At 64.4% G+C, this 25,306-nt stretch carries 22 protein-coding genes and 3 tRNA genes; 13 read left to right on the top strand and 12 right to left on the bottom strand.

Annotated elements, in window-relative coordinates; translation table 11 throughout:
* Positions 1-76 precede the first annotated feature (76 nt).
* The 6 genes from GBJ34_RS00260 to GBJ34_RS00235 form a co-directional block, all read right to left on the bottom strand.
* Positions 77-1,915, bottom strand: coding sequence for a peptidoglycan D,D-transpeptidase FtsI family protein (locus GBJ34_RS00260; protein ID WP_226340993.1), 1,839 nt, complete (start codon positions 1,913-1,915; stop codon positions 77-79).
* Positions 1,912-2,265, bottom strand: coding sequence for a cell division protein FtsL (ftsL, locus tag GBJ34_RS00255; protein WP_151717247.1), 354 nt, complete (start codon positions 2,263-2,265; stop codon positions 1,912-1,914). The genes GBJ34_RS00260 and ftsL overlap by 4 nt, the downstream gene beginning before the upstream one ends.
* Positions 2,265-3,245: a 16S rRNA (cytosine(1402)-N(4))-methyltransferase RsmH gene (gene rsmH, locus GBJ34_RS00250; protein WP_151717246.1), complete on the bottom strand. Its 981-nt coding sequence runs from the start codon at positions 3,243-3,245 to the stop codon at positions 2,265-2,267. Before rsmH ends, ftsL begins: the two co-directional genes overlap by 1 nt.
* Positions 3,246-3,248: 3 nt before the next feature.
* Positions 3,249-3,773 (bottom strand): division/cell wall cluster transcriptional repressor MraZ, encoded by a 525-nt coding sequence (gene mraZ, locus GBJ34_RS00245; RefSeq protein WP_151717245.1) that lies wholly within the window; start codon positions 3,771-3,773, stop codon positions 3,249-3,251.
* A gap of 403 nt (positions 3,774-4,176) precedes the next feature.
* Positions 4,177-4,425 carry a hypothetical protein gene (locus GBJ34_RS00240; protein ID WP_151717244.1) on the bottom strand — a complete coding sequence of 83 codons (249 nt, stop codon included), beginning with the start codon at positions 4,423-4,425 and terminating at the stop codon, positions 4,177-4,179.
* 174 nt (positions 4,426-4,599) lie between these two features.
* Positions 4,600-5,697: an Mrp/NBP35 family ATP-binding protein gene (locus tag GBJ34_RS00235; RefSeq protein ID WP_151717243.1), complete on the bottom strand. Its 1,098-nt coding sequence runs from the start codon at positions 5,695-5,697 to the stop codon at positions 4,600-4,602.
* 254 nt (positions 5,698-5,951) lie between these two features.
* Here GBJ34_RS00235 and GBJ34_RS00230 point away from each other — a divergent pair, with 254 nt between their 5' ends.
* Positions 5,952-6,167: a DUF1127 domain-containing protein gene (locus GBJ34_RS00230; RefSeq protein ID WP_151717242.1), complete on the top strand. Its 216-nt coding sequence runs from the start codon at positions 5,952-5,954 to the stop codon at positions 6,165-6,167.
* A gap of 613 nt (positions 6,168-6,780) precedes the next feature.
* Positions 6,781-7,923: a benzoate/H(+) symporter BenE family transporter gene (locus GBJ34_RS00225; RefSeq protein WP_151717241.1), complete on the top strand. Its 1,143-nt coding sequence runs from the start codon at positions 6,781-6,783 to the stop codon at positions 7,921-7,923.
* Between the two features lie 181 nt (positions 7,924-8,104).
* On the opposite strand, the gene GBJ34_RS00220 is transcribed toward GBJ34_RS00225, so the two are convergent.
* A complete protein-coding gene (locus GBJ34_RS00220) occupies positions 8,105-10,534 on the bottom strand; it encodes an ATP-dependent helicase (RefSeq protein WP_151717240.1) in 2,430 nt (809 codons plus the stop codon).
* A 345-nt stretch (positions 10,535-10,879) separates the two neighbouring features.
* On the opposite strand from GBJ34_RS00220, the gene GBJ34_RS00215 reads away from it, so the two are divergent.
* The 6 genes from GBJ34_RS00215 (at position 10,880) to GBJ34_RS00190 (ending at position 17,410) form a co-directional block, all read left to right on the top strand.
* Positions 10,880-14,320 carry a pyruvate carboxylase gene (locus GBJ34_RS00215; protein ID WP_151717239.1) on the top strand — a complete coding sequence of 1,147 codons (3,441 nt, stop codon included), beginning with the start codon at positions 10,880-10,882 and terminating at the stop codon, positions 14,318-14,320.
* 559 nt (positions 14,321-14,879) lie between these two features.
* Positions 14,880-14,954 (top strand) — tRNA-Gly (locus GBJ34_RS00210).
* Between the two features lie 31 nt (positions 14,955-14,985).
* Positions 14,986-15,060: transfer RNA gene (locus tag GBJ34_RS00205), tRNA-Gly, on the top strand.
* A gap of 120 nt (positions 15,061-15,180) precedes the next feature.
* Positions 15,181-15,768 (top strand): imidazoleglycerol-phosphate dehydratase HisB, encoded by a 588-nt coding sequence (gene hisB, locus GBJ34_RS00200; RefSeq protein WP_151717238.1) that lies wholly within the window; start codon positions 15,181-15,183, stop codon positions 15,766-15,768.
* A gap of 75 nt (positions 15,769-15,843) precedes the next feature.
* Positions 15,844-16,485 carry an imidazole glycerol phosphate synthase subunit HisH gene (gene hisH / locus GBJ34_RS00195; protein WP_151717237.1) on the top strand — a complete coding sequence of 214 codons (642 nt, stop codon included), beginning with the start codon at positions 15,844-15,846 and terminating at the stop codon, positions 16,483-16,485.
* 13 nt (positions 16,486-16,498) lie between these two features.
* Positions 16,499-17,410: a glutaminase gene (locus GBJ34_RS00190; protein ID WP_151717236.1), complete on the top strand. Its 912-nt coding sequence runs from the start codon at positions 16,499-16,501 to the stop codon at positions 17,408-17,410.
* On the opposite strand, the gene GBJ34_RS00185 is transcribed toward GBJ34_RS00190, so the two are convergent.
* Positions 17,407-18,276 (bottom strand): DMT family transporter, encoded by an 870-nt coding sequence (locus GBJ34_RS00185; protein WP_151717235.1) that lies wholly within the window; start codon positions 18,274-18,276, stop codon positions 17,407-17,409. The genes GBJ34_RS00190 and GBJ34_RS00185 overlap by 4 nt on opposite strands.
* Positions 18,277-18,387: 111 nt before the next feature.
* Positions 18,388-18,777, bottom strand: coding sequence for a DUF2147 domain-containing protein (locus GBJ34_RS00180; protein ID WP_151717234.1), 390 nt, complete (start codon positions 18,775-18,777; stop codon positions 18,388-18,390).
* 164 nt (positions 18,778-18,941) lie between these two features.
* Between GBJ34_RS00180 and hisA the strand changes: the two genes are divergently transcribed.
* From hisA to GBJ34_RS00165, 3 genes are all read left to right on the top strand, one after another.
* Positions 18,942-19,661, top strand: coding sequence for a 1-(5-phosphoribosyl)-5-[(5-phosphoribosylamino)methylideneamino]imidazole-4-carboxamide isomerase (gene hisA / locus GBJ34_RS00175; protein ID WP_151717233.1), 720 nt, complete (start codon positions 18,942-18,944; stop codon positions 19,659-19,661).
* A 94-nt stretch (positions 19,662-19,755) separates the two neighbouring features.
* Positions 19,756-20,517, top strand: a complete 762-nt coding sequence (hisF, locus tag GBJ34_RS00170) for an imidazole glycerol phosphate synthase subunit HisF (RefSeq protein ID WP_151717232.1) — start codon at positions 19,756-19,758, stop codon at positions 20,515-20,517.
* An 11-nt stretch (positions 20,518-20,528) separates the two neighbouring features.
* Positions 20,529-20,840, top strand: coding sequence for a phosphoribosyl-ATP diphosphatase (locus GBJ34_RS00165; RefSeq protein ID WP_151717231.1), 312 nt, complete (start codon positions 20,529-20,531; stop codon positions 20,838-20,840).
* A 65-nt stretch (positions 20,841-20,905) separates the two neighbouring features.
* Here GBJ34_RS00165 and GBJ34_RS00160 read toward each other — a convergent pair whose 3' ends face one another.
* Entirely contained in the window at positions 20,906-21,322 is a 417-nt protein-coding gene (locus tag GBJ34_RS00160) for a CoA-binding protein (protein ID WP_151717230.1), read from the bottom strand.
* 207 nt (positions 21,323-21,529) lie between these two features.
* Entirely contained in the window at positions 21,530-22,318 is a 789-nt protein-coding gene (rlmB, locus tag GBJ34_RS00155; protein WP_151717229.1) for a 23S rRNA (guanosine(2251)-2'-O)-methyltransferase RlmB, read from the bottom strand.
* 120 nt (positions 22,319-22,438) lie between these two features.
* On the opposite strand from rlmB, the gene GBJ34_RS00150 reads away from it, so the two are divergent.
* A tRNA-Tyr gene (locus GBJ34_RS00150) sits at positions 22,439-22,522 on the top strand.
* Positions 22,523-22,638: 116 nt separating this feature from the next.
* A complete protein-coding gene (locus tag GBJ34_RS00145) occupies positions 22,639-23,436 on the top strand; it encodes an arginine deiminase family protein (protein ID WP_151717228.1) in 798 nt (265 codons plus the stop codon).
* A 79-nt stretch (positions 23,437-23,515) separates the two neighbouring features.
* Here the strand turns inward: GBJ34_RS00145 and GBJ34_RS00140 are convergent, their stop codons facing one another.
* Positions 23,516-25,306 (bottom strand): monovalent cation:proton antiporter-2 (CPA2) family protein, encoded by a 1,791-nt coding sequence (locus tag GBJ34_RS00140; RefSeq protein WP_151717227.1) that lies wholly within the window; start codon positions 25,304-25,306, stop codon positions 23,516-23,518.

Genomic DNA, 25,306 nt, shown 5'->3' with positions numbered 1-25,306 from the left:
CCCATCCCGCGCCCGTCCTGGCGCTTTCACTCATTCCAGGCGGGCCCCGGCCCGCCCTTCTACCCAAGGGGCCGGATCAGTTGGCCCGGCTGACGGCTGTTACCCCATTCGCGGCGGGAAGTGCAATCTCGGGCCGGACCCCCAGCAGCGGTGCCACCCGGCGCACCACTTCGGCGGCGACCGGAACGGCCGTATAACCTGCGGTCCGGCGCGGCTCTGGCCCGGCGGTATCGACCGGCTCGTCCAGCGTCACCACCAACACATAGCGCGGGTCATCGGCCGGGAACATCGAGGCGAAGGTATTGATCACCTTGTCTTTGTAATAGCCGCCCGTGCGCTTGGGCTTGTCGGCGGTGCCGGTCTTGCCCGCAATCGAATAACCCTTGATCCGCGCATAGGAGGCTGTGCCGTGATCGACCACGCCACGCAACATGGCGACGGAATCATGCGCGACCCGTTCCGACAGAAGCCGGGTGCCCTCGGGCGCGGAATTGCGACGCAGCAGCGTCGGCTGCACCGCGATTCCCCCATTCGCAATGGTGGAATAGGCGGCGGCCAAATGCATCGGGCTGGCGCTCATCCCGTGGCCATAAGAGGCGGTGATGGTCACGATATCGGGCCATCTGGCCGGGATCAGCGGGCGCGAGCTGCGGGCCTCGACCATTTCCAGCGGGGTCGGTTCAAAGAAGCCCAGCGATTTCAGAAAAGCCTGTTGCTTGAGTCCCCCGATCATCAGCGCGATATGCGCGGTGCCGACATTGGAGGATTTCGCGATCACATCCGACACCGTCAGCAACGGGCCATAGTTCTTGCCCTGAAACTCCTTGATACGATGCTTGCCCCAGACCATCGGCGCATTGGCATCGACCATGGAATTCGGATTCACAAGGCCAAGCTCCATCGCCTGCGCGGCGGCAAAGATCTTGAAGGTCGAGCCCAGCTCATAGACCCCCTGCACCGCGCGGTTGAACAGCGGGCTGTCGGCGGGATCGCCCTTCACCAGCGGGTTCGGGCGGTCATTGGGATCGAAATCGGGCAGCGAGACAAGGCTTAGCACCTCGCCGGTGCGCACATCCATCAGGACCGCCGCAGCACCCTTCGCATTCATCATCTTCATGCCGGTGTCGAGCACTTCGGTCACCGTGGCCTGCACCGTCAGGTCCAGCGACAAAACCACCGGCTCTGCCGCCTGTGCGGGATCGCGCAGACGGGCGTCCATGAATTTCTCAAGGCCTGCCGTGCCGATCACCTCGGCACTGTGAACACCTTCGGCCCCAAAGGACGCGCCGCCAAGCACATGGGATGCAAGCCGCCCGTTGGGATAAAGCCGCATCTCGCGCGGGCCGAACAGCAGGCCCGGATCGCCGATCTCATGCACCTTCTGCATTTGTTCGGGCGAGAGCTTCTTCTTGATCCAGAGGAAGCTGCGGCCATCGGTCAGACGGCGCGCCAGATCCTCTTCCTTCAGATCGGGGAAGATCACCGCCAGTTCGCGCGCGACGCGCAGCGGATCAACCATATCTTTCGGCTGCGCATAAAGCGCATGGGTCACCAGATTGGTCGCCAGAACCCTGCCATTGCGGTCAGTGATATCGGCACGCTGCGCAAGGATCGGCGCACCCGGCGCGGCCGAGCGCGGCTCCATCGGCTCGGATGCAGCCAGAAGCCCCATCCGCGCCCCGATCACCGTGAAGGCGGCCAAGAAGGCAAGGCCCAGGAACAGCAGCCGCCCTTCGGAGCGGCGGCGCGACTTTTCGCGCATCACCTCATGGCGGGCATGGCGGTTCTCGCGTTCGATCGTGTCGGGGTTGCCGCCGGTCTCGCGGGCGTGAAGCACCCGCGCCAAAGGCCGCAGCGGGGTGCGTGCGGCCGGTTCCTCGATCATGTCATGCTCATCAGGATGATAGGCGGTCATGGGAACTGCTCCTCCTGATTGGAGACCGAGGTAACCTCGGAGGGTTGCGGGATCTCGATTTCGGGGGCCGGATAGGCGATCTGGCTCGACATGCCGAATTGTTCGGGTTCCAGCGGCAGCAGGCCCAGACGGTCAAAGTTGATCGTCGATAATTCGCGCAGCCGGTCGGGGCGGTTCAGATAGGCCCATTCGGCGCGCTGGATCGACAGTGCCTCGCGCAGATCGGCGATTTCGCTGTTCAGCTTGGACACATCCTTCAGCGCCTGCTGGGTCGCGTAGTTTTCCTTATAGGCCCAGAAGCCAAGCCCGATCACCGCCGCGAAGGTCAGCATATAGATCAGCACACGCATCAGCGACGCCCCCCCTTCCTGCGGATCTGCGGCACATCGATCGCCGCCAGGTCAAGCTTGTGGGCGGGCGCCTCGGTGCGCTGGCCGACCCGCAGCCGGGCCGAGCGCGCGCGCGGGTTCTCAGCCAGTTCCTCATCATCGGGCCCGACGGCCCGACGGGTGACAAGGCTGAAGCTGGAGGCAGGCCCCGCCGCCGAAGGCGCGTAGCGATTGCCTTGAACCTCGGTGCTGCGGGTCTGGAAAAAGCGTTTCACGATACGGTCTTCCAGACTGTGGAAGGTGACAACCGCCAGTTTTCCGCCGGGCTTCAACGCGCGTTCGGCGGCAGCCAGACCTTCGGCCAGTTCCTCGAATTCGGTGTTCACCGCGATGCGGATCGCCTGAAAGCTGCGGGTTGCCGGATGGCTTTGACCGGGCTTGGGGCGCGGCAGGCAGCGCGCCACGATCTCGGCCAGACGCAGGGTGGTGGTGATCGGCTCCTGCTTGCGGGCATCCGAGATGGCGCGGGCGATACGGCGCGAGGCGCGTTCTTCACCATAAAGGTAAAGAATATCGGCAAGGGTCGCCTCATCGGTCTCGTTCACCAGATCGGCTGCCGATGTGCCCGCCTGGCTCATCCGCATATCCAGCGGGCCGTCCTTCATGAAGGAAAAGCCGCGCTCTGCCAGATCCAGCTGCATGGAGGATACGCCCAGATCCAGCACGATGCCGTCCAGATCATGGTCATAGGTATCAAGGCCCGAGAAATTGCCGGCCACCAGCGACAGCCGGTCACCATATTCGCCCGCCCATGCTTGGGCCATTTGCAAAGCCAACGGATCGCGATCGACGCCGGTCACATGGGCGGCACCTGCCGCCAGCAACCCGCGCGTGTAGCCCCCTGCGCCAAAAGTGCCATCGAGCCAGCGCCCGGAAACCGGCGCGCAGGCCGCCAGCAAGGGCCGCAGAAGCACCGGAATATGCGGTGCGCGCGTCTCCACGCCTCAGCCCTCCGCCGGGTCGGGCGGCAGCAGCGACAGCAGGTCCGCACCATCGGTCAGGAAATCGAGGTCAATCTCGGCCTCGGCAGCCAGCGTCGCCTCATAGGCGTCGCGCCGCCAGATCTGGAATGTATCAAGCGTGCCGGCAAAGGTCGCCTCCGCACCCTCTTTCAGCACATCCGCATCCAGACCGATCTTTTCGCGCGCCTTGGGCGGCATGACGATCCGGCCATCATCATCGACCTCGACCAGCTGGGTCAGGGTGATGAAGTTGCGCTCCAGCGCGCGGCGTTGCGGGGTGCCTGCGGGCAGGCGACGGATCTTCGCCTCCAGCTTCTTCATCTCGGCAATCGTATAGCACTCAACGAAATCAGAGTTCGGGCGGCCATAGACCAGAACGAATTTCGGGCGGGTTCCATCAAAGGACGGATCACCGGCTTCCAAGACGCGCCGAAAAGGCGCCGGGATCGAGACCCGCGCCTTCCCGTCAACCTTCTGGTTGAACTCGCCTCTGAATGCCTCTGACACGGTCTGTCCCTGGTCCCGGCTGTGTTGCGCCCTTTGGGCTTTTTGTCGTCCGCCCCGGCCCCCGCGCCGCGGCATGAATGTCTTGGATGATCGGCCAGATCGTCAGGCCGAAATGAAAACGGCGGATCGAGCGGCTGCCACTGCTCGATCCGCCGACTGTCCCATCGCTGGGCAGGCCCGGCTGCGCGTGCCACCTGGGGGAGATGTCTGCTCGCCCGCGCGCCGGTCTAACCGTTGATGTCTAAGTGGGGCCTGTATGAAACCTGCTTATTCGCCTGTGGGGTCTTGCTGCCCCTGTTTTCACTTTTCCCACCGTCATCCGGTAACCAAGGGATGCCATGGGAATGCATGGGACGCAACGGTTTTCTTTGGGCAAAGGGCGGCAGTTTTTACCTAGGAAATGCTACCGGCACAGCATCTGGTAGCGTCTTTTGGCTTGAGCCTGCAAATTCTGGCGAAACACGCTTCCGTGAACCACTAGATATAGGGCGTCAGACAATGCCCCAATCCAGCCCATATTTTCCCGGAAATCTGCACAAACTTTGCCACTCAACCATAGGATATCACGAACAAAACCGGAATATGCCGATTTTCCCGCCAGATTCCATGCCGATTCACGGCGCGGTGATTCGGCGCGACCGGATTTTTCCATGCCGGTCCCATGAGATTCCATGAGTTCCAGACGCGCCCATGCCATCCCGTCCCATGCGATCCCGGAAGGCGGCCCGCCGCACCCCGCCCCTGTGCCCGATCCTGACATCCGGCAGGAACGCAAAACGCCCGGGCGCAGGCCCGGGCGTTTCAAGGGTGAATGATGGTCAAGACCTCAGGCCATGCCGCCTGCAACCAGCCGCGCGGCCAAGCGGCTATAAGCCTCGGCCATCGGCCCGGATCCTGCGGCGATCGGCGTGCCGGCGTCGCCCGCAAGCCGCGTATCCAGATCCAGCGGCAATTCCCCAAGGAAAGGCACTCCGATCTTTGCCGCCTCGGCTGCCACGCCACCATGGCCGAACAGATGCGCCTCATGCCCGCAATTGGGGCATATATAAGTAGACATGTTTTCCACCAGACCGAGGACCGGCACCTTCAGCTTGCCGAACATGTCCAGCGCCTTGCGCGCATCCAGCATCGCCACATCCTGCGGCGTGGAGACGACTATCGCCCCGGTCAGCGCGAACCTTTGGCTGAGCGTCAACTGGATATCGCCAGTGCCCGGTGGCAGGTCGATCAGCAGAATGTCCAGATCGCCCCAGGCCACCTGCTCGATCAGTTGCTGCAGCGCCCCCATCAGCATCGGTCCGCGCCAGATCACCGCCTCCTCCTCTTTCAGCATGAAGCCGATGGACATCACGGTGACGCCATGCGCCTGCAAGGGGATGATGGTCTTGCCGTCCGGGCTGGCCGGGCGCTTGTTCACACCCATCATGCGCGGCTGGCTGGGGCCATAGATATCGGCATCCAGCAGACCGACCCGCCGCCCCTGCCGGGCCAGCGCCACCGCAAGGTTGGAACTGACGGTGGATTTGCCGACACCGCCCTTGCCCGAACCGATGGCGATGATGCGCTCGATGCCGCTGACGCGCTTTGGCCCGCCCTGATGCGGCGCGGGATGACCGCCGATCTTCAGGTTGGGGGCGCCGGCCGCAGGTGCCGGCCTGGCCGCCGGTTTCGCGGCGGGGCCATGCGCGGTCATCACCACCTGCACCCGCTCCACGCCCGGCAGAGCCCGCAAGGCGGCCTCGGCCTCGGCCTGGACCGGACCGAAAGCACGGGCGTCCTCGGGCGTCGGGGCCTCGATCACAAAGCCCACCGTCCCGGCCTCGACGCGCAGCGCCCGAATCAAATCGCGCGATACCAGCGAACCGCCGCCCGGCACCGCGATCTCCGAAAGCGCCTTGAGAACGAGCTCACGCGTGATGTCCATAATCCGGCCTCCTGTTGCCGCGCCAGACTCGTGCAGCACGCCCGAAAGGGCAAGGGCTGGTTTGAACTGCGTCCATATTTGCGGCGAAGTGCCTCATGACGCAGGGGAATTCACAAGCCCTGCCATGCGCGATCCGCATAGCTGCATTGCAGCAGTCCCGGATTGTGCAGATGCAGAAAATGCCCCATCTTCAACTCAACGAAGCAGGGCAGCAAAAGACGCACAGACCTGCTGGATACGGAAAGACGAAGACGATGGCTTTTGTAAACACCACCCGGGTTGCCCATCAGGGTCTTGGCGAACGCTTCGCCACTCTGGTCGCGGATCTGCGCAAGGCGATGGCCCAACGCGCAATCTACCGCAGCACCGTGCGGGAGCTGAAATCGCTGAGCAACCGCGAACTGGCGGATCTTGGCATCCATCGCTCGATGATCACCCGCATGGCCCATGAGGCCGCATACGGGAAGTAAGTTTTCGGCGCGGCCCATCCTCCTCCCCAGGGCCGACGCTTCGCGGTGATCCCATCTCCTCCCCGGGATCGCCGCACCCAATACCGGAAGCCTGACGCTTCCAGATGAATTGCACGGCCCTCTCCTCCTCCCTTGGGCCGGATGCAACGCGGCGATCCCCTCCTCCTCCCTGGGATCGTCGCAATTTCTTCGGGGCCTGCCGGTGCGGGTGGGCCTCAAACCGGATCCTCGGCCCCTCCTCCTCCCTGGGCCTTGGGTTCAGCGGCGGCTCCCTCCTCCTCCCTGGAGCCGCCGCACCCCTTTCGGGCCATCCGGCCCAACATCGATCCTTGGCCCCTCCTCCTCCCTGGGCCATGGAACTTGCGAGCTCCCCCTCCTCCTCCCTGGGGTGCGTCGCAGACAGAACCCGCCCCTCCTCCTCCCTGGGCGGCGACTGACAGAACGGCGGTGCCCCTCCTCCTCCCTGGGCGCCGCCGTTTTCATTTCAATCTTCCCCTTCCCGCCTCCTGCGATCTGGCGCAACCAAGCGTTCTGCCAAGCGATCTGCAGCGCGCGCCCCTTGCATCGTCGCGACCGCCCCGCCATGGTCGCCCGGTTCTGACCGGAGCCAAAGATGCGCGTCTCATTGTTTTCCGCAGCCCTTGTTGCCGCCCTAGTGGGATACGGCTCTACCATCGCGCTGCTGTTGGCCGCCGCCGCAGCCCTCGGGGCCAGCACGGATCAGACTGCAAGCTGGGTGCTGGCGATCTGTCTGGCCAAGGCGGCAGGGTCGGCGCTGCTCAGCTGGCGATCCAAAGTGCCGGTGGTGCTCGCATGGTCCACACCGGGTGCCGCGCTGATCGCCGCAACCGAGGGGATCAGCATGGCCCAAGGCGTGGGTGCGTTTGTGCTGACCGGCCTGCTGATTGCGCTGACCGGTGCCGTCAAACCGCTGGGGCGGCTGGTCGCCTCCATCCCCGACGGTATCGCCGCCGGGATGCTGGCGGGCGTCCTGCTGCCCTTCTGCCTGCGCCTGCCCGACGCGACCACCACATTGCCGGCACTCATCCTGCCGGTGATCGCGGTCTTTGCACTGGTGCGGTTGAGAAATCCCGCATTGGCGGTGCTGATCGCGCTGACGGGTGGCTTGGCTGCGGCTTTTGTCACCGGGCTTGCCCATCTGCCGCAGCTCAGCCTGCCCTGGCCGCAGCTGACCTTCATTGCACCCGCGTTTGACCTTGGCACGCTGATCGGCCTTGCCTTGCCGCTTTATCTGGTCACCATGGCCTCGCAGAACCTGCCGGGCTTTGCCACGATCCGCGCCGCCGGATACGAGCCGCCAGTGCGCGACGGGCTGGTGGTGACCGGCGGATTGTCGGCGCTGGCCGGACTGTTCGGTGCGCATACCATTTCGATGGCCGCGATCACCGCCGCCATCTGCCTTGGGGATGATGTGCATCCCGATCGCCACAAACGCTGGCATGTCGGACTGGTCTATGGCGGCATCTGGCTGATCTTGGGCGTCCTCAGCCCGCTGATTCTGGCGCTGCTGGGGGCCGTCCCGCCCGAACTCATTACCGCCATCGTCGCTCTGGCTTTGCTTGGCCCGTTCATGGGCGCCGCCAGCGGAGCCTTTGGCCCGACAGAGACCCGCTTTGCCGCCGCGATCACCCTGGCCGTCACCGCCTCCGGCACGCCCGCCCTTGGCATCGGCGCGGCCTTCTGGGGCCTGATCGCCGGACTGGGCTTTCACCTGCTGGAGCGGCTGAAACGATAGCAGGCCCGCCCCCGTTAGGCCTGCGGCCGCACCAAAGCAGCAGCCCGTGGCAGAAGGCCAATGAAGACGGGACTCACCGCCTTGGCCCGTTTCATCTGTTCAGAAAATATCCCGGGGGTGAATTGCGCGCAGCGCAAGAGGGGGCTGGCCCCCTCTCAACCCCGTAAACAAGCACCACGCCTCAGAACGGCAGATCATCCGCCTCATGGGCCGCCGTGATGAAGCCCGCCACCACCCGCTTCACCCCAGCCTTGTCAAAGTCGATCTCCAGCTTGTCGCCTTCGATCCCGGTGACCGAACCATAGCCGAACTTCTGGTGGAATACCCGGTCGCCTTCGGTGAATCGTGCCACCGCATCCAGATCGATCACCGGCCCGTGCCCGCTGCGCGGCTGGGCCATGGGACGTTCGGCGCTGCGATCCTGCATCCGCCGCCACCCCGGCGAGTTGTAGACATCGGCCTTGGTCGCGCGCTCCTCGACCCGGCTGGTGCCGAAACTGGCCGCCGCCCCATAGCCGCCGCCATGCAGGCCCGGCGGGATCAGCACCTCGACATGGCGGGCGGGCAATTCGTCGATGAAACGCGAGGGCAACTGGCTTTGCCACTGACCATAGACCCGGCGATTGGCCGCAAAGCTGATGGTGCAGAGCCGCTCCGCCCTTGTGATGCCGACATAGGCCAGACGGCGCTCTTCCTCGAGGCCCTTCTTGCCGCTTTCATCCATGCTGCGCTGGCTGGGGAACAGCCCGTCCTCCCATCCCGGCAGGAAGACCACCGGAAATTCCAGCCCCTTGGCGGCGTGCAGCGTCATGATCGTGACCTTTTCCACCGCGTCTTCGGTCTCATTATCCATGATCAGCGCGACGTGTTCGAGGAAACCTTGCAGGCTGTCGAACTGCTCCAGCGCCTTCACCAGCTCCTTCAGGTTTTCCAGCCGCCCCGGTGCCTCCGGCGTCTTGTCGTTCTGCCACATCGAGGTGTAGCCCGATTCGTCCAGGATCACCTCGGCCAGCCGGACATGGCCCATATCGCTTTGCGGCGCGGTTTCGGGCAAAAGCGGCTCCACCACCGCATCGGCCAGTTGCGGGCGCGCATTCAGGATTGCGGCGTGCCAGCGATCCACCCCTTCGACAAAGGCGCGCAACTGTCCCGCGCCCTTGCCGCCGATGCCGCCAGCGGCCAGCAGTTCCCGCGCGCCTTCCAGCAGGCTGACACCCGAGGCCCGCGCCATGCGCTGGATCTCGGATTGCGCCTTGTCACCCAAGCCCCGCTTGGGCGTATTCACAACCCGCTCAAAGGCCAGATCATCGTCAGGGCTGACCGCAAGCCGGAAATAGGCCATGGCGTCGCGAATCTCGAGCCGCTCGTAAAACCGTGGTCCGCCGATCACCCGATAGGGCAAGCCGATGGTCAGGAAACGATCCTCAAAGGCGCGCATCTGGTGGCTGGCGCGCACCAGGATCGCCTGATCGTTCAGGCTGACAGGATCCAGACCGCGGGTGCCCCGTTGCAGCGCCTCCAGCTCGTCACCGATCCAGCGCGCCTCTTCCTCGCCATCCCAATGCCCGATCAGGCGCAGCTTCTCGCCGCCCTTGGCCTCGGTCCAGAGCGTCTTGCCAAGACGGTCCGAATTGCCCGAAATCACGCCCGAGGCAGCGGCAAGGATATGTTCGGTGGAGCGATAGTTCTGCTCCAGCCGGATCACCTCAGCGCCAGGAAAATCCTTTTCAAACCGCAGGATATTGCCGACCTCTGCCCCACGCCAGCCATAGATCGACTGGTCATCATCGCCCACGCAGCAGATGTTGCGATGGCCCTGCGCCAGCAGCCGCAGCCACATATATTGCGCGACGTTGGTGTCCTGATATTCGTCCACCATGATATAGCGCAGCCAGCGCTGATACTGGCTCAAGACATCCGTATGCGCCTGAAAGATCGTGACGCAATGCATCAGCAGATCGCCGAAATCGCAGGCGTTCAGGTTGCGCAGCCGTTCCTGATAGCGATCATAAAGTTCGGTGCCGCGATTGTTGAAACCGCTGGCCTCGGAGGACGGCACCTTGGCCGGCGTCCAGGCCCGGTTCTTCCAATGGTCGATCAGGCTTGCCAGCGCGCGGGCGGGCCAGCGTTTTTCATCCATATTGGCCGCAACGATCAGCTGCTTCAGCAGGCGCAGCTGGTCATCGGTATCCAGAATGGTGAAATTCGGCTTCAACCCCACCAGTTCGGCGTGCCGCCGCAGGATCTTCACACTGATCGAATGGAAGGTGCCCATCCAGGGCATCCCCTCGGCATGACCCATCATCCGCGCGACGCGTTCCTTCATCTCGCGCGCGGCCTTGTTGGTGAAGGTCACCGCCAGAATCTCGTTCGGGCGCGCCTTGCCGGTGGCCAGCAGATGCACGATGCGGCTTGTCAGCGCCTTGGTCTTGCCCGTGCCCGCCCCCGCCAGCATCAGGACCGGCCCATCCAGCGCCAACACCGCCGCGCGCTGCGCCGGGTTCAGGTCATCCAGATAGGGCTGCGGTCGCGCGGCCATCGCGCGCTGCGACAGGGGAAGTGCTGCCTCGAAGGCGTCACCATCATCAAGGGAGTCGTCATAGCCGGTCATGCCCGGCAGGATAGCCGATCCACCGCGCGAGGGAAAGCCCGTGCGTTCGCGCTATGTTCACTGCACGACAGGTGCCCTTCCCATCGTATTGTTCTTGCGCAAACGATCAATCGCCTGCCCAAATGCCATGCGAATGCCCAATATGTTAGCGGTAACGAACATTTAGCGCTAACGCTTCTTGGGTTTATCGCTAACGTGAATTTGCAGTTGCAAACTTCGCCTGAATATTTCGCAAAACTTCGCAGATTTGCGCATTGCAGCACTTGCGCTGCATCGCAGCACCCCTAGAGTGGTCAAAATTCAGGACCAACCTGACCCCTTCCACCACTCTGATGCGGGACCGCCATGACCGAATTTCGCAAGATCCTGATCGCCAATCGTGGCGAGATCGCCATCCGCGTCATGCGGGCCGCAAACGAGATGGGCAAAAAGACCGTCGCGGTCTATGCCGAGGAAGACAAGCTGTCGCTGCACCGTTTCAAGGCCGATGAGGCCTATCTGATCGGCCAGGGCCTGTCGCCGGTTGGGGCCTATCTCTCGATCCCGGAAATCATCCGGGTGGCCAAACTGTCCGGCGCGGATGCGATCCATCCCGGCTATGGGCTTTTGTCGGAAAATCCCGATTTCGTCGAGGCTTGCGAAAAGGCGGGCATCACCTTCATCGGGCCGCGCGCCGAGACCATGCGCGCACTTGGCGACAAGGCAAGCGCGCGCCGCGTGGCGATTGCTGCGGGCGTTCCGGTGATCCCTGCCACCGAAGTTCTGGGCGACGATTTCGACGCCATCCGCAAGGAGGCCGCCGAGATCGGCTTTCCCCTGATGCTGAAGGCCAGCTGGGGTGGCGGCGGGCGCGGGATGCGCCCGATCAATGGCCCCGAAGAGCTGGAAACCAAGGTGCTGGAGGGCCGCCGCGAAGCCGAAGCCGCCTTTGGCAATGGCGAAGGCTATCTGGAAAAGATGATTCTGCGCGCGCGACATGTCGAGGTGCAGATCCTGGGCGACAAGCATGGCGAGATCTTCCACCTGTATGAGCGTGACTGCACTGTGCAGCGCCGCAACCAGAAGGTCGTCGAACGCGCGCCTGCCCCCTATCTGACCGATGCCCAGCGGGCAGAGATCTGTGAATTGGGCCGCAAGATCTGCGCCCATGTGAATTACGAATGCGCCGGCACCGTCGAATTCCTGATGGATATGGATGACGGCAAGTTCTACTTCATCGAGGTGAACCCGCGCGTGCAGGTCGAACATACCGTTACCGAACAGGTGACCGGCATCGACATCGTGCAGGCACAGATCCTGATCGCCGAGGGCAAGACGCTGGCGCAGGCCACCGGCGTGGCGCGGCAGGAGGATGTCAGGTTGATGGGCCACGCGCTGCAATGCCGCGTGACCACTGAAGACCCGCAAAACAACTTCATCCCCGATTATGGCCGCATCACCGCCTATCGTTCGGCCACCGGCAATGGCATCCGCCTTGATGGCGGCACCGCCTATTCGGGCGCGGTGATCACGCGCTATTATGACAGTCTGCTGGTCAAGGTCACCGCCTGGGCACAGACGCCGCAACTGGCAATCAGCCGGATGCATCGCGCGCTGTCGGAATTCCGGATTCGCGGCGTCTCGACCAATATCGCCTTTGTCGAAAACCTGCTGAAGCACCCGACCTTCCTTGACGACACCTATACGACAAAATTCATCGACACGACGCCCGCGCTGTTCCAGTTCCGCAAACGGCAGGACCGCGCGACGCGGATCCTGACCTATATCGCCGATATCACGGTCAACGGTCACCCCGAGACCGCAGGTCGCCCGAAACCCGCCGCAGAGGCGCGCACGCCCAAGCCACCGGCACCGAAGGCCGAACCTGCCATGGGCACCCGCAACCTGCTGGAACAGAAGGGCCCGCAGGCCGTTGCCGACTGGATGCGCGCGCAAAGCAAGGTGCTGCTGACCGATACCACGATGCGCGATGGTCACCAGTCGCTGCTGGCGACGCGGATGCGCTCCATCGACATGATCCGCGTGGCACCGGCCTATGCCGCGAACCTGCCACAGTTGTTCAGCGTCGAATGCTGGGGCGGCGCCACCTTTGATGTGGCTTACCGCTTCTTGCAGGAATGCCCGTGGCAACGCCTGCGCGACCTGCGCGCGGCCATGCCCAATCTGATGACCCAGATGCTGCTGCGCGCCTCCAACGGGGTAGGCTACACCAATTACCCCGATAATGTGGTGCAGGCCTTCGTAAAACAGGCGGCCGAGACCGGGGTGGATGTGTTCCGCGTCTTCGACAGCCTGAACTGGGTCGAGAACATGCGCGTTGCCATGGATGCGGTGATCGAGGCGAACAAGGTTTGCGAAGGCACGATCTGTTACACCGGCGATCTGCTGGACCCGGAACGGTCCAAGTATGATCTGAAATATTATGTCGGAATGGCGAAAGAGCTGAAATCGGCCGGCGCGCATGTCCTTGGCCTGAAGGATATGGCCGGGCTGCTGAAGCCCGCCGCAGCCCGCGTGCTGATCAAGACGCTGAAGCAGGAGGTGGGCCTGCCGATCCACTTCCACACCCATGACACCAGCGGTGCGGCGGCGGCTACGGTGCTGGCGGCCTGTGACGCTGGCGTCGATGCGGTGGATGCGGCAATGGACGCATTTTCAGGCGGCACTTCGCAGCCCTGCCTTGGCTCCATCGTGGAGGCGCTGCGCCATACCGACCGCGATACCGGCCTCGATATTGCCGCGATCCGCGACATCTCCACCTATTGGGAACATGTGCGGGCGCAATATGCGGCCTTTGAATCGGGCCTCGCGGCGCCGGCCTCCGAAGTATATCTGCACGAGATGCCCGGCGGACAGTTCACCAACCTCAAGGCGCAGGCGCGTTCCATGGGGCTTGAGGAACGCTGGCCCGAAGTGGCGCAGAGCTATGCCGATGCCAATCGCATGTTCGGCGATATCGTGAAGGTCACGCCCTCGTCAAAAGTGGTGGGCGACATGGCACTGATGATGGTGGCGCAGGGCCTGAGCCGCGCGCAAGTCGAGGACCCGGCGGTCGAAGTGGCCTTCCCGGAGTCGGTCGTCGACATGATGAAGGGCAATCTCGGTCAGCCGCATGGCGGCTGGCCCGCGGGAATCCAGAAGAAGGTGCTGAAGGGCGAGGCCCCGCAGACCACGCGCCCCGGCCTTGGCATGGCGGCGGTCGATCTGGAGGCCACGCGCGCAAAGCTGTCGGCCGAGTTGAACGGCTTCATCGTCGATGACGAGGATCTGAACGGATATCTGATGTATCCCAAGGTTTTCCTCGATTACATGGGGCGGCACCGCCAATATGGCCCGGTGCGCACCCTGCCGACCCGGACCTTCTTCTATGGTATGGAGCCAGGCGACGAGATCGCCTGCGAGATTGCACCGGGCAAGACGCTGGAAATCCGTCTGCAGGCGGTGGGCGAAACCACGGATGACGGCGATTGCAAGGTGTTCTTCGAGTTGAACGGCCAGCCCCGCGTGATCCGCGTGCCGAACCGCGCAGTAAAGGCCAAGACCGCCGCGAAACCCAAGGCTGTGGATGGCAATGCCGCCCATATCGGTGCGCCGATGCCCGGCTCCATCGCATCCGTCGCGGTTGGCGTCGGAGCCAAGGTGCGTGCGGGTGATCTGCTGCTGACCATCGAGGCGATGAAGATGGAAACCGGCCTCCATGCCGATCGCGAGGCGACCGTCAAGGCCATCCATGTCAGCGCCGGCAGCCAGATCGACGCGAAAGACCTGCTGATCGAGCTGGAATAATTCGCCCGCCGCGCGCAACTGCCGCCCCGGTTGGCGCGGCAGTTGCGCATGACCGGCAGCACCGAAATCGGCTCCAGACACGCGCCGCCCCGACCGGGCGGCGCGTGCCATTCGTGGTGGCGTTTTTCCCCTCAATCGCGCCCAGTTGTGAGATGAGCGGGGAGACACCCCCATTCGCTGCGCATCCGGGCCCAAACCATCACGGCGGCCTGGGCAGAGGCAGGCCCGGACTTTGTCGCATCCGCGTCCTGGTCCTGGCCCCGGCAGGGTGCATCCGGCGCGACTCGCGCAATGGCGATCACCTGCGCCACATCGCGCATATCAACCGCCCTGTCAGAACCAACGTCCCGAGCAGAACTGCGAACAGGATCAACAACATCGCGGCCCTCCCCCGAAAATCCCTTGTTCTCAAGGCCAGATTGCGCGCCAAGGGGTTAAGGCCGGGTTGACGCCGATGGCCCCGCCCTGACATCCGGCAAAGTTTTTCGTCTGCCGATGCGTTTTCCCCCTTGCGGCCCGCCGCCGCCCCGACTAAATCCCCCCTCACTGAATTGGCAGCGCGGGCGTAGCTCAGGGGTAGAGCATAACCTTGCCAAGGTTAGGGTCGTGAGTTCGAATCTCATCGCCCGCTCCAGTTCAGCGAATGGTTGCAAGACCATACGGATGCGGGCGTAGCTCAGGGGTAGAGCATAACCTTGCCAAGGTTAGGGTCGTGAGTTCGAATCTCATCGCCCGCTCCAAATGAAAAGAGGCCGCCTTCGGGCGGCCTTTTTCATTCCGCGTCTCCTCCCGCACGCATACCCTTCCCACATAGGCCGCCCCACCCTATAAGGCGGCAGAACCGTCAGCGGAGAAGCCCGATGCGCAAGGCCGAAGTCACCCGTCGCACCGCCGAGACCGAGATCTCGGCCGCCCTCGATCTTGATGGTAGCGGCCGTTATGACATGCAGACCGGCGTTGGCTTCTTCGATCATATGCTGGACCAGTTGTCGCGCCATTCGCTGATCGACATGCGGCTGCGCTGCAAGGGCGACCTGCATATCGATGACCACCACACGGTCGAGGATTGCGGCATCGCCTTGGGCCAGGCCCTGACCCGCGCGCTTGGCGACAAGAAGGGCATCCGGCGTTACGGCGAATGCAGCCTTGCGATGGATGATGCCCAGGTGCATTGCGCGCTGGATCTGTCGGGGCGGCCCTTCCTGGTCTGGAACGTGCCCTTCCCGACCCAGAAGATCGGCACCTTTGACACCGAACTGGTGCGCGAATTCTTCCAGGCGCTGGCGACGCATGGCGGCATCACGCTGCATATCGACCTGCGGCACGGCGTGAACAGCCACCACATCGCCGAGGCTGCCTTCAAGGCGGTCGCGCGCGCTCTGCGCATGGCGGTGGAGACCGATCCGCGCAAGGCAGACGAGATCCCCTCGACCAAGGGCGCCCTTTAACCCGCCTGCGCGATTTTTCGACGAATAATCGAGACCGGATTTTCGGCGAAAATCCGAACCCCGAAAGGATGCCAGATGGCCCTCACAGTGTTGGTCGATTACGATAGCGGCAACCTGCATTCCGCCGAAAAAGCCTTTCAGCGCATGGCGGTGGAAACTGGCGCAGGCGAGATTCTGGTAACATCAAACCCCGAAGACGTGGCGCGCGCCGACCGGATCGTCTTGCCAGGCGATGGCGCTTTCCCGGCCTGCCGCCGGGCGCTTGGCGAATATGGCGGTCTGTTCGACGCGATCTCGGAGGCCGTGCGCCAGAAGGGCCGCCCCTTTATGGGCATCTGCGTCGGGATGCAGATGATGGCAACCTGGGGCCGCGAATATGAGGATACGCCCGGCTTCGACTGGATCGGCGGCGAGGTGACGCGGATCACCCCCGCCAACCCGGCGCTGAAAGTGCCGCATATGGGCTGGAACGATCTGGTCGTCGACCATCCGCACCCGGTGCTGGAAGGGGTCGCGACCGGCGATCACGCCTATTTCGTCCATAGCTATGCCTTCCGCGTCGACAAGCCATCAGAGCGGCTGGCCCATGTCGACTATGCCGGTGATGTCACCGCCATCATCGGCACCGGAAACATGGTCGGCACCCAGTTCCACCCCGAAAAATCGCAGGCCGTGGGGCTGCGGCTGATCGGCAATTTCCTGCGCTGGAAGCCCTGATGGAGAAGTCCTGATGGATCTGGCCCGAATCCTCGACCGCATCGGCGAGGAGATGGCCGCGGCCCCCGATCGCGGCCGGGTCGCCGATTACATCCCTGAACTGGCCGGGGTGTCCGTCGATCATTTCGCCATGGCGGTCTGCACCGCCGATGGCCAGACCTTCACTTGCGGCGAGGCCGATCAGGCCTTTTCCATCCAGTCGGTCAGCAAGGTCTTTACCCTCGCCATCGCGCTTGGCCGTCTGGGCGATCAGCTTTGGCGCCGCGTCGGGCGCGAGCCTTCGGGCCTTGCCTTCAACTCCATGGTCCAGCTGGAACACGAGCAGGGCATCCCGCGCAATCCCTTCATCAATGCGGGCGCGCTGGTGGTCACCGATGCGATCCTTGCCGGCCACCAGCCACGGGAATTGCTGGGCGAGATCTTGCGCTTTCTGCGCGAGGCTGCGGGCGATGATGACATCCATATCAACCGCGCCGTTGCGGCATCGGAACAGGCGACCGGCCATCGCAATCTGGCGCTGGCGCATTTCATGGCGGCGCATGGCAATCTGCTCCATGCCCCGGATCTGACCTGCGGCACCTATTTCCACCAATGCGCCATCGAGATGAGCGCGCGGCAATTGGCCCGCGCCGGGCGCTTTCTGATGGCAGCCCCCGGCCTGCCCCGTATGCTGTCGCCCGCCCGCACCCGCCGCATCAACGCGCTGATGATGACCTGCGGCCATTATGACGGATCGGGCGATTTCGCCTATCGCGTGGGCCTGCCCGGCAAATCCGGCGTGGGTGGCGGCATTCTGGTGATCGCGCCGGGCCGCGCCTCCATCGCGGTCTGGTCACCGGGGCTGAATGCACAGGGCAATTCGCAGCTTGGCACCCTGGCGGTGGAGCGGCTGGCCCGCACCACAGGCTGGTCCGTGTTCGGCTAGGCGGGTTTCACCCGCGCCTCGGGCCTGCGCACCACCGCCCAAAGCCCAAGCGCGATCAGGCCAAATCCCATAAAATGCGCGGGCCCCAGCCGGGTGCCCAGAAACAGCGCCCCCAGTGCCGCCGCCGAAACCGGGATCAGGAAGGTGACCAGCGCCAGATTGACCGCCCCCGCCGTAGCCAGCAGCCGGAAATACAGCGCATAGGCCAAGGCGGTGGACAGAACGGCGATCCCCACAAGCGCGCCCCAGACCTGCGGCGCGGGCATGGCAAGGCCCCATGGCCGGTCAAACCACAGCCAGAGCGGCAGCAGCAATACTGATGCCATCAGCACTTGCCCGAAGCCCGCCTGCAAGGGCCGCACGCCCATGCGGGCCAGACGCCGCCCCCAGACACCCGCCACCGCATAGCAGAGCGCGGCCCCCATGCAGGCCAGCAGCGCAGGCGGCGATCCGACGCCGCCCCCCGCCATCACCACGACACCGGCAAAGCCGAAACCAAGCCCCGCCAGACGCCGGGCCGTCAGCGCCTCGGCCCCCGCCAGATGTGCCACCAGCACAGTCCAGAGCGGCGTGGTGGCATTCAGGATCGCGGCCAGCGCGCCGCTGATCTCGCCTTGTGCAAAGGCCAGTAGCGAAAACGGCACCGCGCAGTTCAGCAGGCCCATCCCGGCCAGCGCCCGCCAGACCGCCGCCCCGCGCGGCCATTGACCGCGCAGCATGACGGCAAGGCACAGGGCACCAAGCGCCACCCGCCCCCAGACCACGCTCAGCAAGGGCAACCCGGTCAGCGCGATCTCGACAAAGAAGAACGACCCGCCCCAAAGCAGGGACAGGGCGAACAGGCGGCTCCAATCGGCAAGGGACATGGGCGGGGCAACTCCGGCGTTCACATCCCGCCATCTGGGGGCAGCGGGCCGCGCGGGGCAACCCGGTTTCTGCGCAATGTGCCGCCCATGTCATGCCACCGGATCGCGGTATTACTTCACCCGGGACCAGGTCTGCGCCTTGCAGATCAGCCCGCCCGCCACGCAGCCCGACAGAGCCATGGCATTGCCGGAAACCTGGGCCTTGCCGGAATAGATCTTGTTGTTGGATGGCCGCCAGACCTTGCCAGTATAGGCCCCACCGCCGCCGGGCAGCATGTCGATCACGATGGTCTTGCCGATATTGTCCGTCTCGACGGACTGACCCCCCTTGAAGGCCGTGGTGATCTTGCCACAAAAGGCCGGGCCGCAAGGCGCGATGGTCACATGGGCATAGGCACCATCATCCTCCTGCGTTTGCCAGACCCCCTCGATCGGATCGGCCAGCGCAGCACTTGCGCCAAAGCCGCAGGCCAGCACCAACATTCCTGTCACGCTCCGCATGGGTTCCTCCCTCCCCTGAACCATGCGGCGATCATCCGCCCGGCTGCTGGATTCCTGCAAGCGTGACGTGACGGCGGCGCAGGGGCCTTGCCGTCACGTCGCCTCCATGCGAAACCGCCTCCGTAATCCGCCCCAGCATCCCGAACCCGACCGGAGGCCCGCCGATGATCCTTTACCCCGCCATCGACCTCAAGGACGGCCAATGCGTGCGCCTGTTGCGCGGCGAAATGTCGGCCGCCACCGTTTTCGGGGATGATCCCGCAGCCCAGGCCGCGAAATTCGAGGCCGCCGGCTGCGAATGGCTGCATCTGGTCGATCTGAACGGGGCCTTTGCCGGTCAGCCGGTGAACGCGGCTGCGGTGGAGGCGATCCTTGCCCGCTGCAAGGTGCCCGCACAGCTTGGTGGCGGCATCCGCGACATGGCCACCATCGGCATGTGGCTGGAAAAGGGTCTGGCCCGTGTCATCCTCGGCACTGTCGCGGTCGAAAACCCCGATCTGGTGCGCGAGGCCGCAAAGACCTTCCCCGGTCAGGTCGCGGTCGGCATCGATGCGCGCAAGGGCTTTGTCGCGACCAAAGGCTGGGCGACAGAAACCACCGTCCAGGCGACCGACCTTGCCCGCAGCTTTGAAGACGCGGGCGTTGCCGCCATCATCTATACCGACATTGACCGCGATGGGGCGATGCAGGGCCCGAATATCGAGGCGACCGAGGCCCTGGCCCGCGCCGTCTCCATCCCGGTCATCGCCTCGGGCGGTGTCTCGCGCATGGAAGACCTGATCGCGCTGCGCGATACCGGCGTGATCGCCGGCGCGATCTCGGGCCGCGCGCTTTATGATGGTGCCATCGACCTCGCAACCGCGCTGCAGAACCTTAAGGCCTGATTTCATCTGTTCCCAAATATCCTGGGGGTGTGAGCCGCTTGCGGCGAGGGGGCAAAGCCCCCTATCCTTCCCCCGATCCACCAAGGCCGCATCCATGCTGAAAACCCGCATCATCCCCTGTCTCGACGTGGCCGATGGCCGCGTGGTGAAAGGCGTGAACTTCGTGAACCTGATCGACGCGGGCGACCCGGTCGAGGCCGCCAAGGCCTATGACGCGGCGGGCGCGGACGAGCTGACCTTTCTCGACATCCATGCCACGCATGAAAATCGCGGCACCATGTTCGATCTGGTCACCCGCACGGCCGAGCAATGCTTCATGCCGCTGACCGTGGGGGGTGGCGTGCGCACGCATCACGATGTGCGCGCGCTGCTCCTGGCGGGGGCCGACAAGGTCAGCTTCAATTCCGCGGCGGTTGCCGATCCGGATGTGGTGGCCGAGGCGGCCGACCGTTTCGGCAGCCAATGCATCGTGGTGGCGATTGACGCGAAAACCGTGTCCCCTGGCAAATGGGAGATCTTCACCCATGGGGGGCGCAAGCCCACCGGCATTGACGCGGTGGAATTTGCCCGGCTGGTCGCCGCCAAGGGCGCGGGCGAGATCCTGCTCACCTCGATGGATCGCGACGGCACCAAGGGCGGCTACAACTTGGCCCTGACCCGCGCAATCGCTGACGCCGTCACCATCCCGGTCATTGCTTCGGGCGGGGTCGGCAATCTTGACCATCTGGTGGAAGGCGTGACCGAAGGCCATGCCTCGGCGGTGCTTGCCGCCTCGATCTTCCATTTCGGCGAATACACAATCGGCGAGGCCAAGGCGCATATGGCCGCCGCTGGCATCCCCATGCGCCTGCAATGAACGGGGCCGCCATGAGCACGATCCACACCCTTGCCGCCACCATCATGGCCCGCAAGGGCGCCGATCCCGACAGCAGCTGGACCGCCAAGCTGTTCGCCAAGGGCCCGGAGAAATGCGCCGAGAAATTCGGCGAAGAGGCGATTGAGGCCATCATCGAGGCGGTGAAGGGCGATCGCGCCCGCCTCACCTCAGAGGCCGCAGATGTGATCTATCACCTGCTGGTCATGCTGACCGCCCGTGACGTCACGCTGGCCGATGTCGAGACAGAACTTGCGCGGCGCGAAGGCACCTCCGGCATTGCCGAGAAAGCCGCGCGGGACTGATACGCGCCCCTCCCGCAAAGACCCCGATTTTTCGACGAAAAATCGGGGCTTTCAGGCCAAACTGTTCAAAGGCCCAGGCGCGGGATCTCGATGGCGGGGCAGCGATTCTGCACGACCTTCATGCCCGCAGCCTCGGCCCGCGCTGCAGCTTCCGGGTGCGCGATGCCAAGCTGCATCCAGATCACCTTCACCCCGTCCAGGGCCAGTGCGGCCTCCACCACCTCCGGCACATCCTCCGAGCGACGGAAGATATCGACCATGTCGACCGCATCGCCAATCTCGGACAAAGAGCCGCGCACCACCTCACCCAAGGCCTGCGCCCCCGCGACACCGGGATTGACCGGGATCACCCGATAGCCTTTTGACTTCAGGAAAGCCGCCACCCGGTGGCTCGGCCGATCCGGCTTTGGCGACCAGCCCACCACGGCAATCACCTTGGTCTCCTGCAGGATCTCGCGGATCTCGGCATCTGTTTCGGCCATGTCACGCCCCCTTATGCGGATTGCAGATAAAAAAGCGCCCGAGGCAGAGGCCCGGGCGCAAGGTGTGGAACGAGGGACAGTAAAGGAAGGGACGGGGGTTCCAGACCCGCTCCGTCACCCTGATATGGGAAACTTGCGAAAACCTTAAAGCGGTGGTCGCGACACTGTGACCTGTCGCGATCCGCAGAACATCCCATCCCTGCCCGCTCAGCGTTGCGACACCGCATAAAGCGCCACCGCCGCCGCATTGGAGACATTCAGCGAGCCGAACCCGCCCGGATAGGGAATGCGCACCAGGTGGTCACAGGTCTCGCGGGTTTTCTCGCGCAGGCCCGGCCCTTCGGCCCCCATCACCAGACCGATGGGGCGGCTGCCGGCCTCGGCCACCGCCTCGGCCACCGTCATCTCTGCCTCGCCATGCAGGCCCAGCAGGATATAACCCATCTCGCGCAGTTCCTGCATCGCATCGGCCAGATTGGTCACCTGCAGATAGGGCTGACGCTCCAGCGCACCGCTGGCCGTCTTGGCCAGCGCGCCGGTCTCAGGCGCAGAATGGTGGCGCGGCGCGATCACCGCCCGGGCACCGAACACCTCGGCCGAACGCAGCACCGCCCCCACATTATGCGGATCGGTCACCCGGTCCAGCAGCACGACCAGCGGCGCGCCCTCGCCCGAAATCGCCACATCGGCCAGTTTGCCCCAGTTCAACGGCTTCACCTCAAGAGCAGCCCCCTGATGCACGGATCCCTCATCGATCGGCACGGAAAACTTGCGCGGATCGACAATCTCCGGCTCCATCCCTGCCGCATCGACCGCGTCCGCCAGCTTGTCATAGGCATTCTTGGTCAGCACCAGCCGCAGCTTCTGCCGAGCCGGGTTCACCAACGCATCGCGCACGGCGTGCAGCCCGAAAAGCCAGACGGTTTCCTTCTCGGAGGCGCGCCGCGCACGTTCCTTGTCGATCACCCAGGCCGGTTTCTTGGCGCCGCCGCTCATGCATTCCATCCTTTTCATCGTGGCGCGGACAATGCGCCGGGCAGCCCGACAGGTGCAAGCAAAAATCCTGACATTTCACCCTTGACGCCCCCGCCCCCCCCGGATACATCCCCCGTCAGTGGGCGACGTGCTGCAAGGTGCGGCAGCGGACTGTAACTCCGCCGAGGCGACTCGTGCCTGGTTCGATTCCAGGGTCGCCCACCATCTTCCTGAAATGCAACGATTTAAGCGAAGATCCCCGCTCGGGGGCGACATCTCATGTCGTGTCTGGTCCGTCACCTTGGTTCCTGCCGCGCTAGCCTGCGGAAAAGGAGACCGCAATGACCGACCGTTCCTTCCGCTTTACCCATGCGATCACGCGCAGGCCCGCAACCTCGATCATCGCGGGGCTGCGGGCGGTGGATACCGGCAATCCCGATCTGGCGCTGATGCAGGCCCATCATGCCGACTACATCACGACGCTGCGCGCGGCTGGTGCCACGGTGATCGAACTGGCCGCGCTGGAGGAATATCCTGACAGCGTCTTTGTGGAGGATACCGCGCTTTGCTTGTCCGAAGGCGCGGTGATCATGCGCCCCGGTGCGCCCAGCCGCTTGGGCGAGGCCGCAGAGATGGCCCCAAATCTGGCGAGCCTTTACGGCGATCTGCGGGTGATCGCCGAACCCGGCAGTTTCATCGAGGGCGGCGATATCCTGATGACCGAGACAGAGATCCTCGTGGGCCGCTCTGCCCGCACCAATGCGGCGGGCATTGCCGAGCTTGCGCGCCTGACCGCCGATTGGGGCGCGGTGGTGCGTGAGGTGCATACCCCGCCGGGCGTCCTGCATTTCAAGACCGACTGTTCGCTGATGGATGCAGAGACGATCCTTTCCACAAAACGCCTTTCCGATTCGGGCTGTTTCAATGGCTATCGCCTGATCGATGTGGCCGAGGGCGAGGAGGCCGCGGCCAACGCGATTCGCTTCAACGATCTGGTGCTGATGGCGGCGGGATTTCCGCGCACCCGCGACCGGCTGCTGGCCGCCGGGTATGATGTGCGTGAGATCGGCAACAGCGAATGTGCGAAGATCGATGGCGGCATGTCCTGCCTCAGCCTGCGCTTCACGCCAAAGGCTTAAGACGCAAGGGGGCAGAAGAGAAAAAAGGCCGGGCAAACCGCCCGGCCTTTTTCAGTTTATTGCGACAGTCGGACCGGGATCAGTGCCCTGCCCCGGCCTGCCCGATATTGCCATGGATCAGCGCCTTGCTGGCATCTATGCCGCCGGCCTGTTCCAGCACCATCCGCTCGGCATCCTGGGCGCGGACGGTGGCAATCACCTCCTCCACCACCTCGGGATCCTCACCCATCTGCAACAGCGCCTCGCGGCCCATGACCATCGCGGATTCGTAGGTCTCGCGGATCTGGTAGGCCGCGCCATGTTGCAGCAGTTCCTGCGCGTGTTGCCGCGAAACCGCGCGCGCCAGCACCGGCACCAGCGGGAATTCATGCCGTGCCAGTTCCACGATATGCGAGATCGTGTCGCGCCCAGAGGCCGCGACCACGATCAGGCTGGCATTGGCCGCCCCCGCGGCGTGCAGGATATCCAGCCGCGCCCCATCGCCGTAATAGACCTTGAAGCCGAATTCCTCGGCCATGCGGATCGACCCCGGATCGGTGTCGATGATCGACAGCGAATGCCCGCGCGCCAGAAGCGGCTGGCTGACGATCTGGCCAAAGCGGCCAAAACCGATCAGCAGCACCCGGCCCGACAGGCCATCAACCGCGTCCACCCCATCCATCGACGGCACGGGTTTGGGGGCCAGGCGGTCATGGACGATGACCATCAACGGCGTCAGCACCATGGAGATGATGATGATCGCGGTCAGGTTGGCGTTCCATTCCGGGGTCAGGATGCCGAATTGCGTGGCACTGGCATAAAGCACGAAGGCAAATTCGCCGCCCTGCGCCATCAGCACCGTGCGTTCCAGCGCCTCGGCCCGGTCGGCCTTGGTCAGACGCGCCACGCCATAGATCACTGCCATTTTCAGGATCATGAAGGCCGGGACCGAAATCACGATCACCACCCAGTTGGCGGCGATGATGTTCAGATCCAGCGCCATGCCGACGCCAAGGAAGAACAGGCCCAGCAAAAGCCCCCGGAAGGGCTCCACATCTGCCTCAAGCTGGTGGCGGAAGGTGGATTCCGACAGCAGCACCCCGGCAAGGAAGGCCCCCATCGCCATGGACAGGCCACCCGCCTGCATCAGCACGGCCGCGCCAAGCACAACCAGCAGCGCCGCCGCCGTCATCACCTCGCGCGCGCCGAACCGCGCGAGCAGCCGGAACATCGGATCTAGCAGATAGCGCCCCGCCAGCACCAGCGCGACGATGGCCGCAAGGCCTATGCCCACGCTTTGCAGCCGGTCCATCAGCGTGGCATCCGCCCCGCCCGGTGCAAGGAAGGCCACCGCCGCCAGAAGCGGCACGATGGCCAGATCCTCCAGCAGCAGGATCGCGATGATGCGCCGCCCCTTGGGCTGCGCCATCTGCCCCCGCTCATCCAGCATCTGCATGACGATGGCGGTTGAGGTCAGCACAAAGCCGGTGCCCGCGACAAAACTTGCCGCCACCGGATAGCCCAGCAGGATGCCGACCCAGATCAGCGCCGCAATCGCAAGACCGACCTGCAACAGACCAAGGCCAAAGATTTCGCCCCGCATCGACCAAAGACGCGAGGGCTGCATTTCCAGCCCGATCACGAACAGGAACAGCACCACCCCCAGCTCGGCGACATGGATGATGGATTGCGCGTCATGAAAGAAGCCAAGGCCGTATGGCCCGATGGCCAGACCCGCCGCCAGATAGCCCAGAACCGAGCCGAGCCCGACGCGCCGAAACAAGGGCACCGCCACCACCGCGGCCGCCAGAAGCACCACGATCGCGGTCAGATCGACCCCGCCTGCATGATGGGCCGCGGCCTGCGCAGCCTCCGTTGCCGTGCCTGCCAT

This window comes from Gemmobacter serpentinus, assembly GCF_008973825.1.
Taxonomy (GTDB): domain Bacteria; phylum Pseudomonadota; class Alphaproteobacteria; order Rhodobacterales; family Rhodobacteraceae; genus Gemmobacter; species Gemmobacter serpentinus.
The sequence above is the reverse complement of the archived record's forward strand: the minus strand, read 5'-3'. Positions and strand labels throughout refer to the sequence as shown.

What these genes read in the sequence shown, in the direction of transcription:
- GBJ34_RS00260 (WP_226340993.1), bottom strand. Translation starts at nt 1,915, where the DNA reads ATGACCGCCTATCATCCTGATGAGCATGACATGATCGAGGAACCGGCC.
- ftsL (WP_151717247.1), bottom strand. Translation starts at nt 2,265, where the DNA reads ATGCGTGTGCTGATCTATATGCTGACCTTCGCGGCGGTGATCGGGCTT.
- GBJ34_RS00240 (WP_151717244.1), bottom strand. Translation starts at nt 4,425, where the DNA reads ATGGAAAAATCCGGTCGCGCCGAATCACCGCGCCGTGAATCGGCATGG.
- GBJ34_RS00235 (WP_151717243.1), bottom strand. Translation starts at nt 5,697, where the DNA reads ATGGACATCACGCGTGAGCTCGTTCTCAAGGCGCTTTCGGAGATCGCG.
- GBJ34_RS00230 (WP_151717242.1), top strand. Translation starts at nt 5,952, where the DNA reads ATGGCTTTTGTAAACACCACCCGGGTTGCCCATCAGGGTCTTGGCGAA.
- GBJ34_RS00225 (WP_151717241.1), top strand. Translation starts at nt 6,781, where the DNA reads ATGCGCGTCTCATTGTTTTCCGCAGCCCTTGTTGCCGCCCTAGTGGGA.
- GBJ34_RS00220 (WP_151717240.1), bottom strand. Translation starts at nt 10,534, where the DNA reads ATGACCGGCTATGACGACTCCCTTGATGATGGTGACGCCTTCGAGGCA.
- GBJ34_RS00215 (WP_151717239.1), top strand. Translation starts at nt 10,880, where the DNA reads ATGACCGAATTTCGCAAGATCCTGATCGCCAATCGTGGCGAGATCGCC.
- hisB (WP_151717238.1), top strand. Translation starts at nt 15,181, where the DNA reads ATGCGCAAGGCCGAAGTCACCCGTCGCACCGCCGAGACCGAGATCTCG.
- hisH (WP_151717237.1), top strand. Translation starts at nt 15,844, where the DNA reads ATGGCCCTCACAGTGTTGGTCGATTACGATAGCGGCAACCTGCATTCC.
- GBJ34_RS00190 (WP_151717236.1), top strand. Translation starts at nt 16,499, where the DNA reads ATGGATCTGGCCCGAATCCTCGACCGCATCGGCGAGGAGATGGCCGCG.
- GBJ34_RS00185 (WP_151717235.1), bottom strand. Translation starts at nt 18,276, where the DNA reads ATGTCCCTTGCCGATTGGAGCCGCCTGTTCGCCCTGTCCCTGCTTTGG.
- GBJ34_RS00180 (WP_151717234.1), bottom strand. Translation starts at nt 18,777, where the DNA reads ATGCGGAGCGTGACAGGAATGTTGGTGCTGGCCTGCGGCTTTGGCGCA.
- hisA (WP_151717233.1), top strand. Translation starts at nt 18,942, where the DNA reads ATGATCCTTTACCCCGCCATCGACCTCAAGGACGGCCAATGCGTGCGC.
- hisF (WP_151717232.1), top strand. Translation starts at nt 19,756, where the DNA reads ATGCTGAAAACCCGCATCATCCCCTGTCTCGACGTGGCCGATGGCCGC.
- GBJ34_RS00165 (WP_151717231.1), top strand. Translation starts at nt 20,529, where the DNA reads ATGAGCACGATCCACACCCTTGCCGCCACCATCATGGCCCGCAAGGGC.
- GBJ34_RS00160 (WP_151717230.1), bottom strand. Translation starts at nt 21,322, where the DNA reads ATGGCCGAAACAGATGCCGAGATCCGCGAGATCCTGCAGGAGACCAAG.
- rlmB (WP_151717229.1), bottom strand. Translation starts at nt 22,318, where the DNA reads ATGAGCGGCGGCGCCAAGAAACCGGCCTGGGTGATCGACAAGGAACGT.
- GBJ34_RS00145 (WP_151717228.1), top strand. Translation starts at nt 22,639, where the DNA reads ATGACCGACCGTTCCTTCCGCTTTACCCATGCGATCACGCGCAGGCCC.
- GBJ34_RS00140 (WP_151717227.1), bottom strand. Translation starts at nt 25,306, where the DNA reads ATGGCAGGCACGGCAACGGAGGCTGCGCAGGCCGCGGCCCATCATGCA.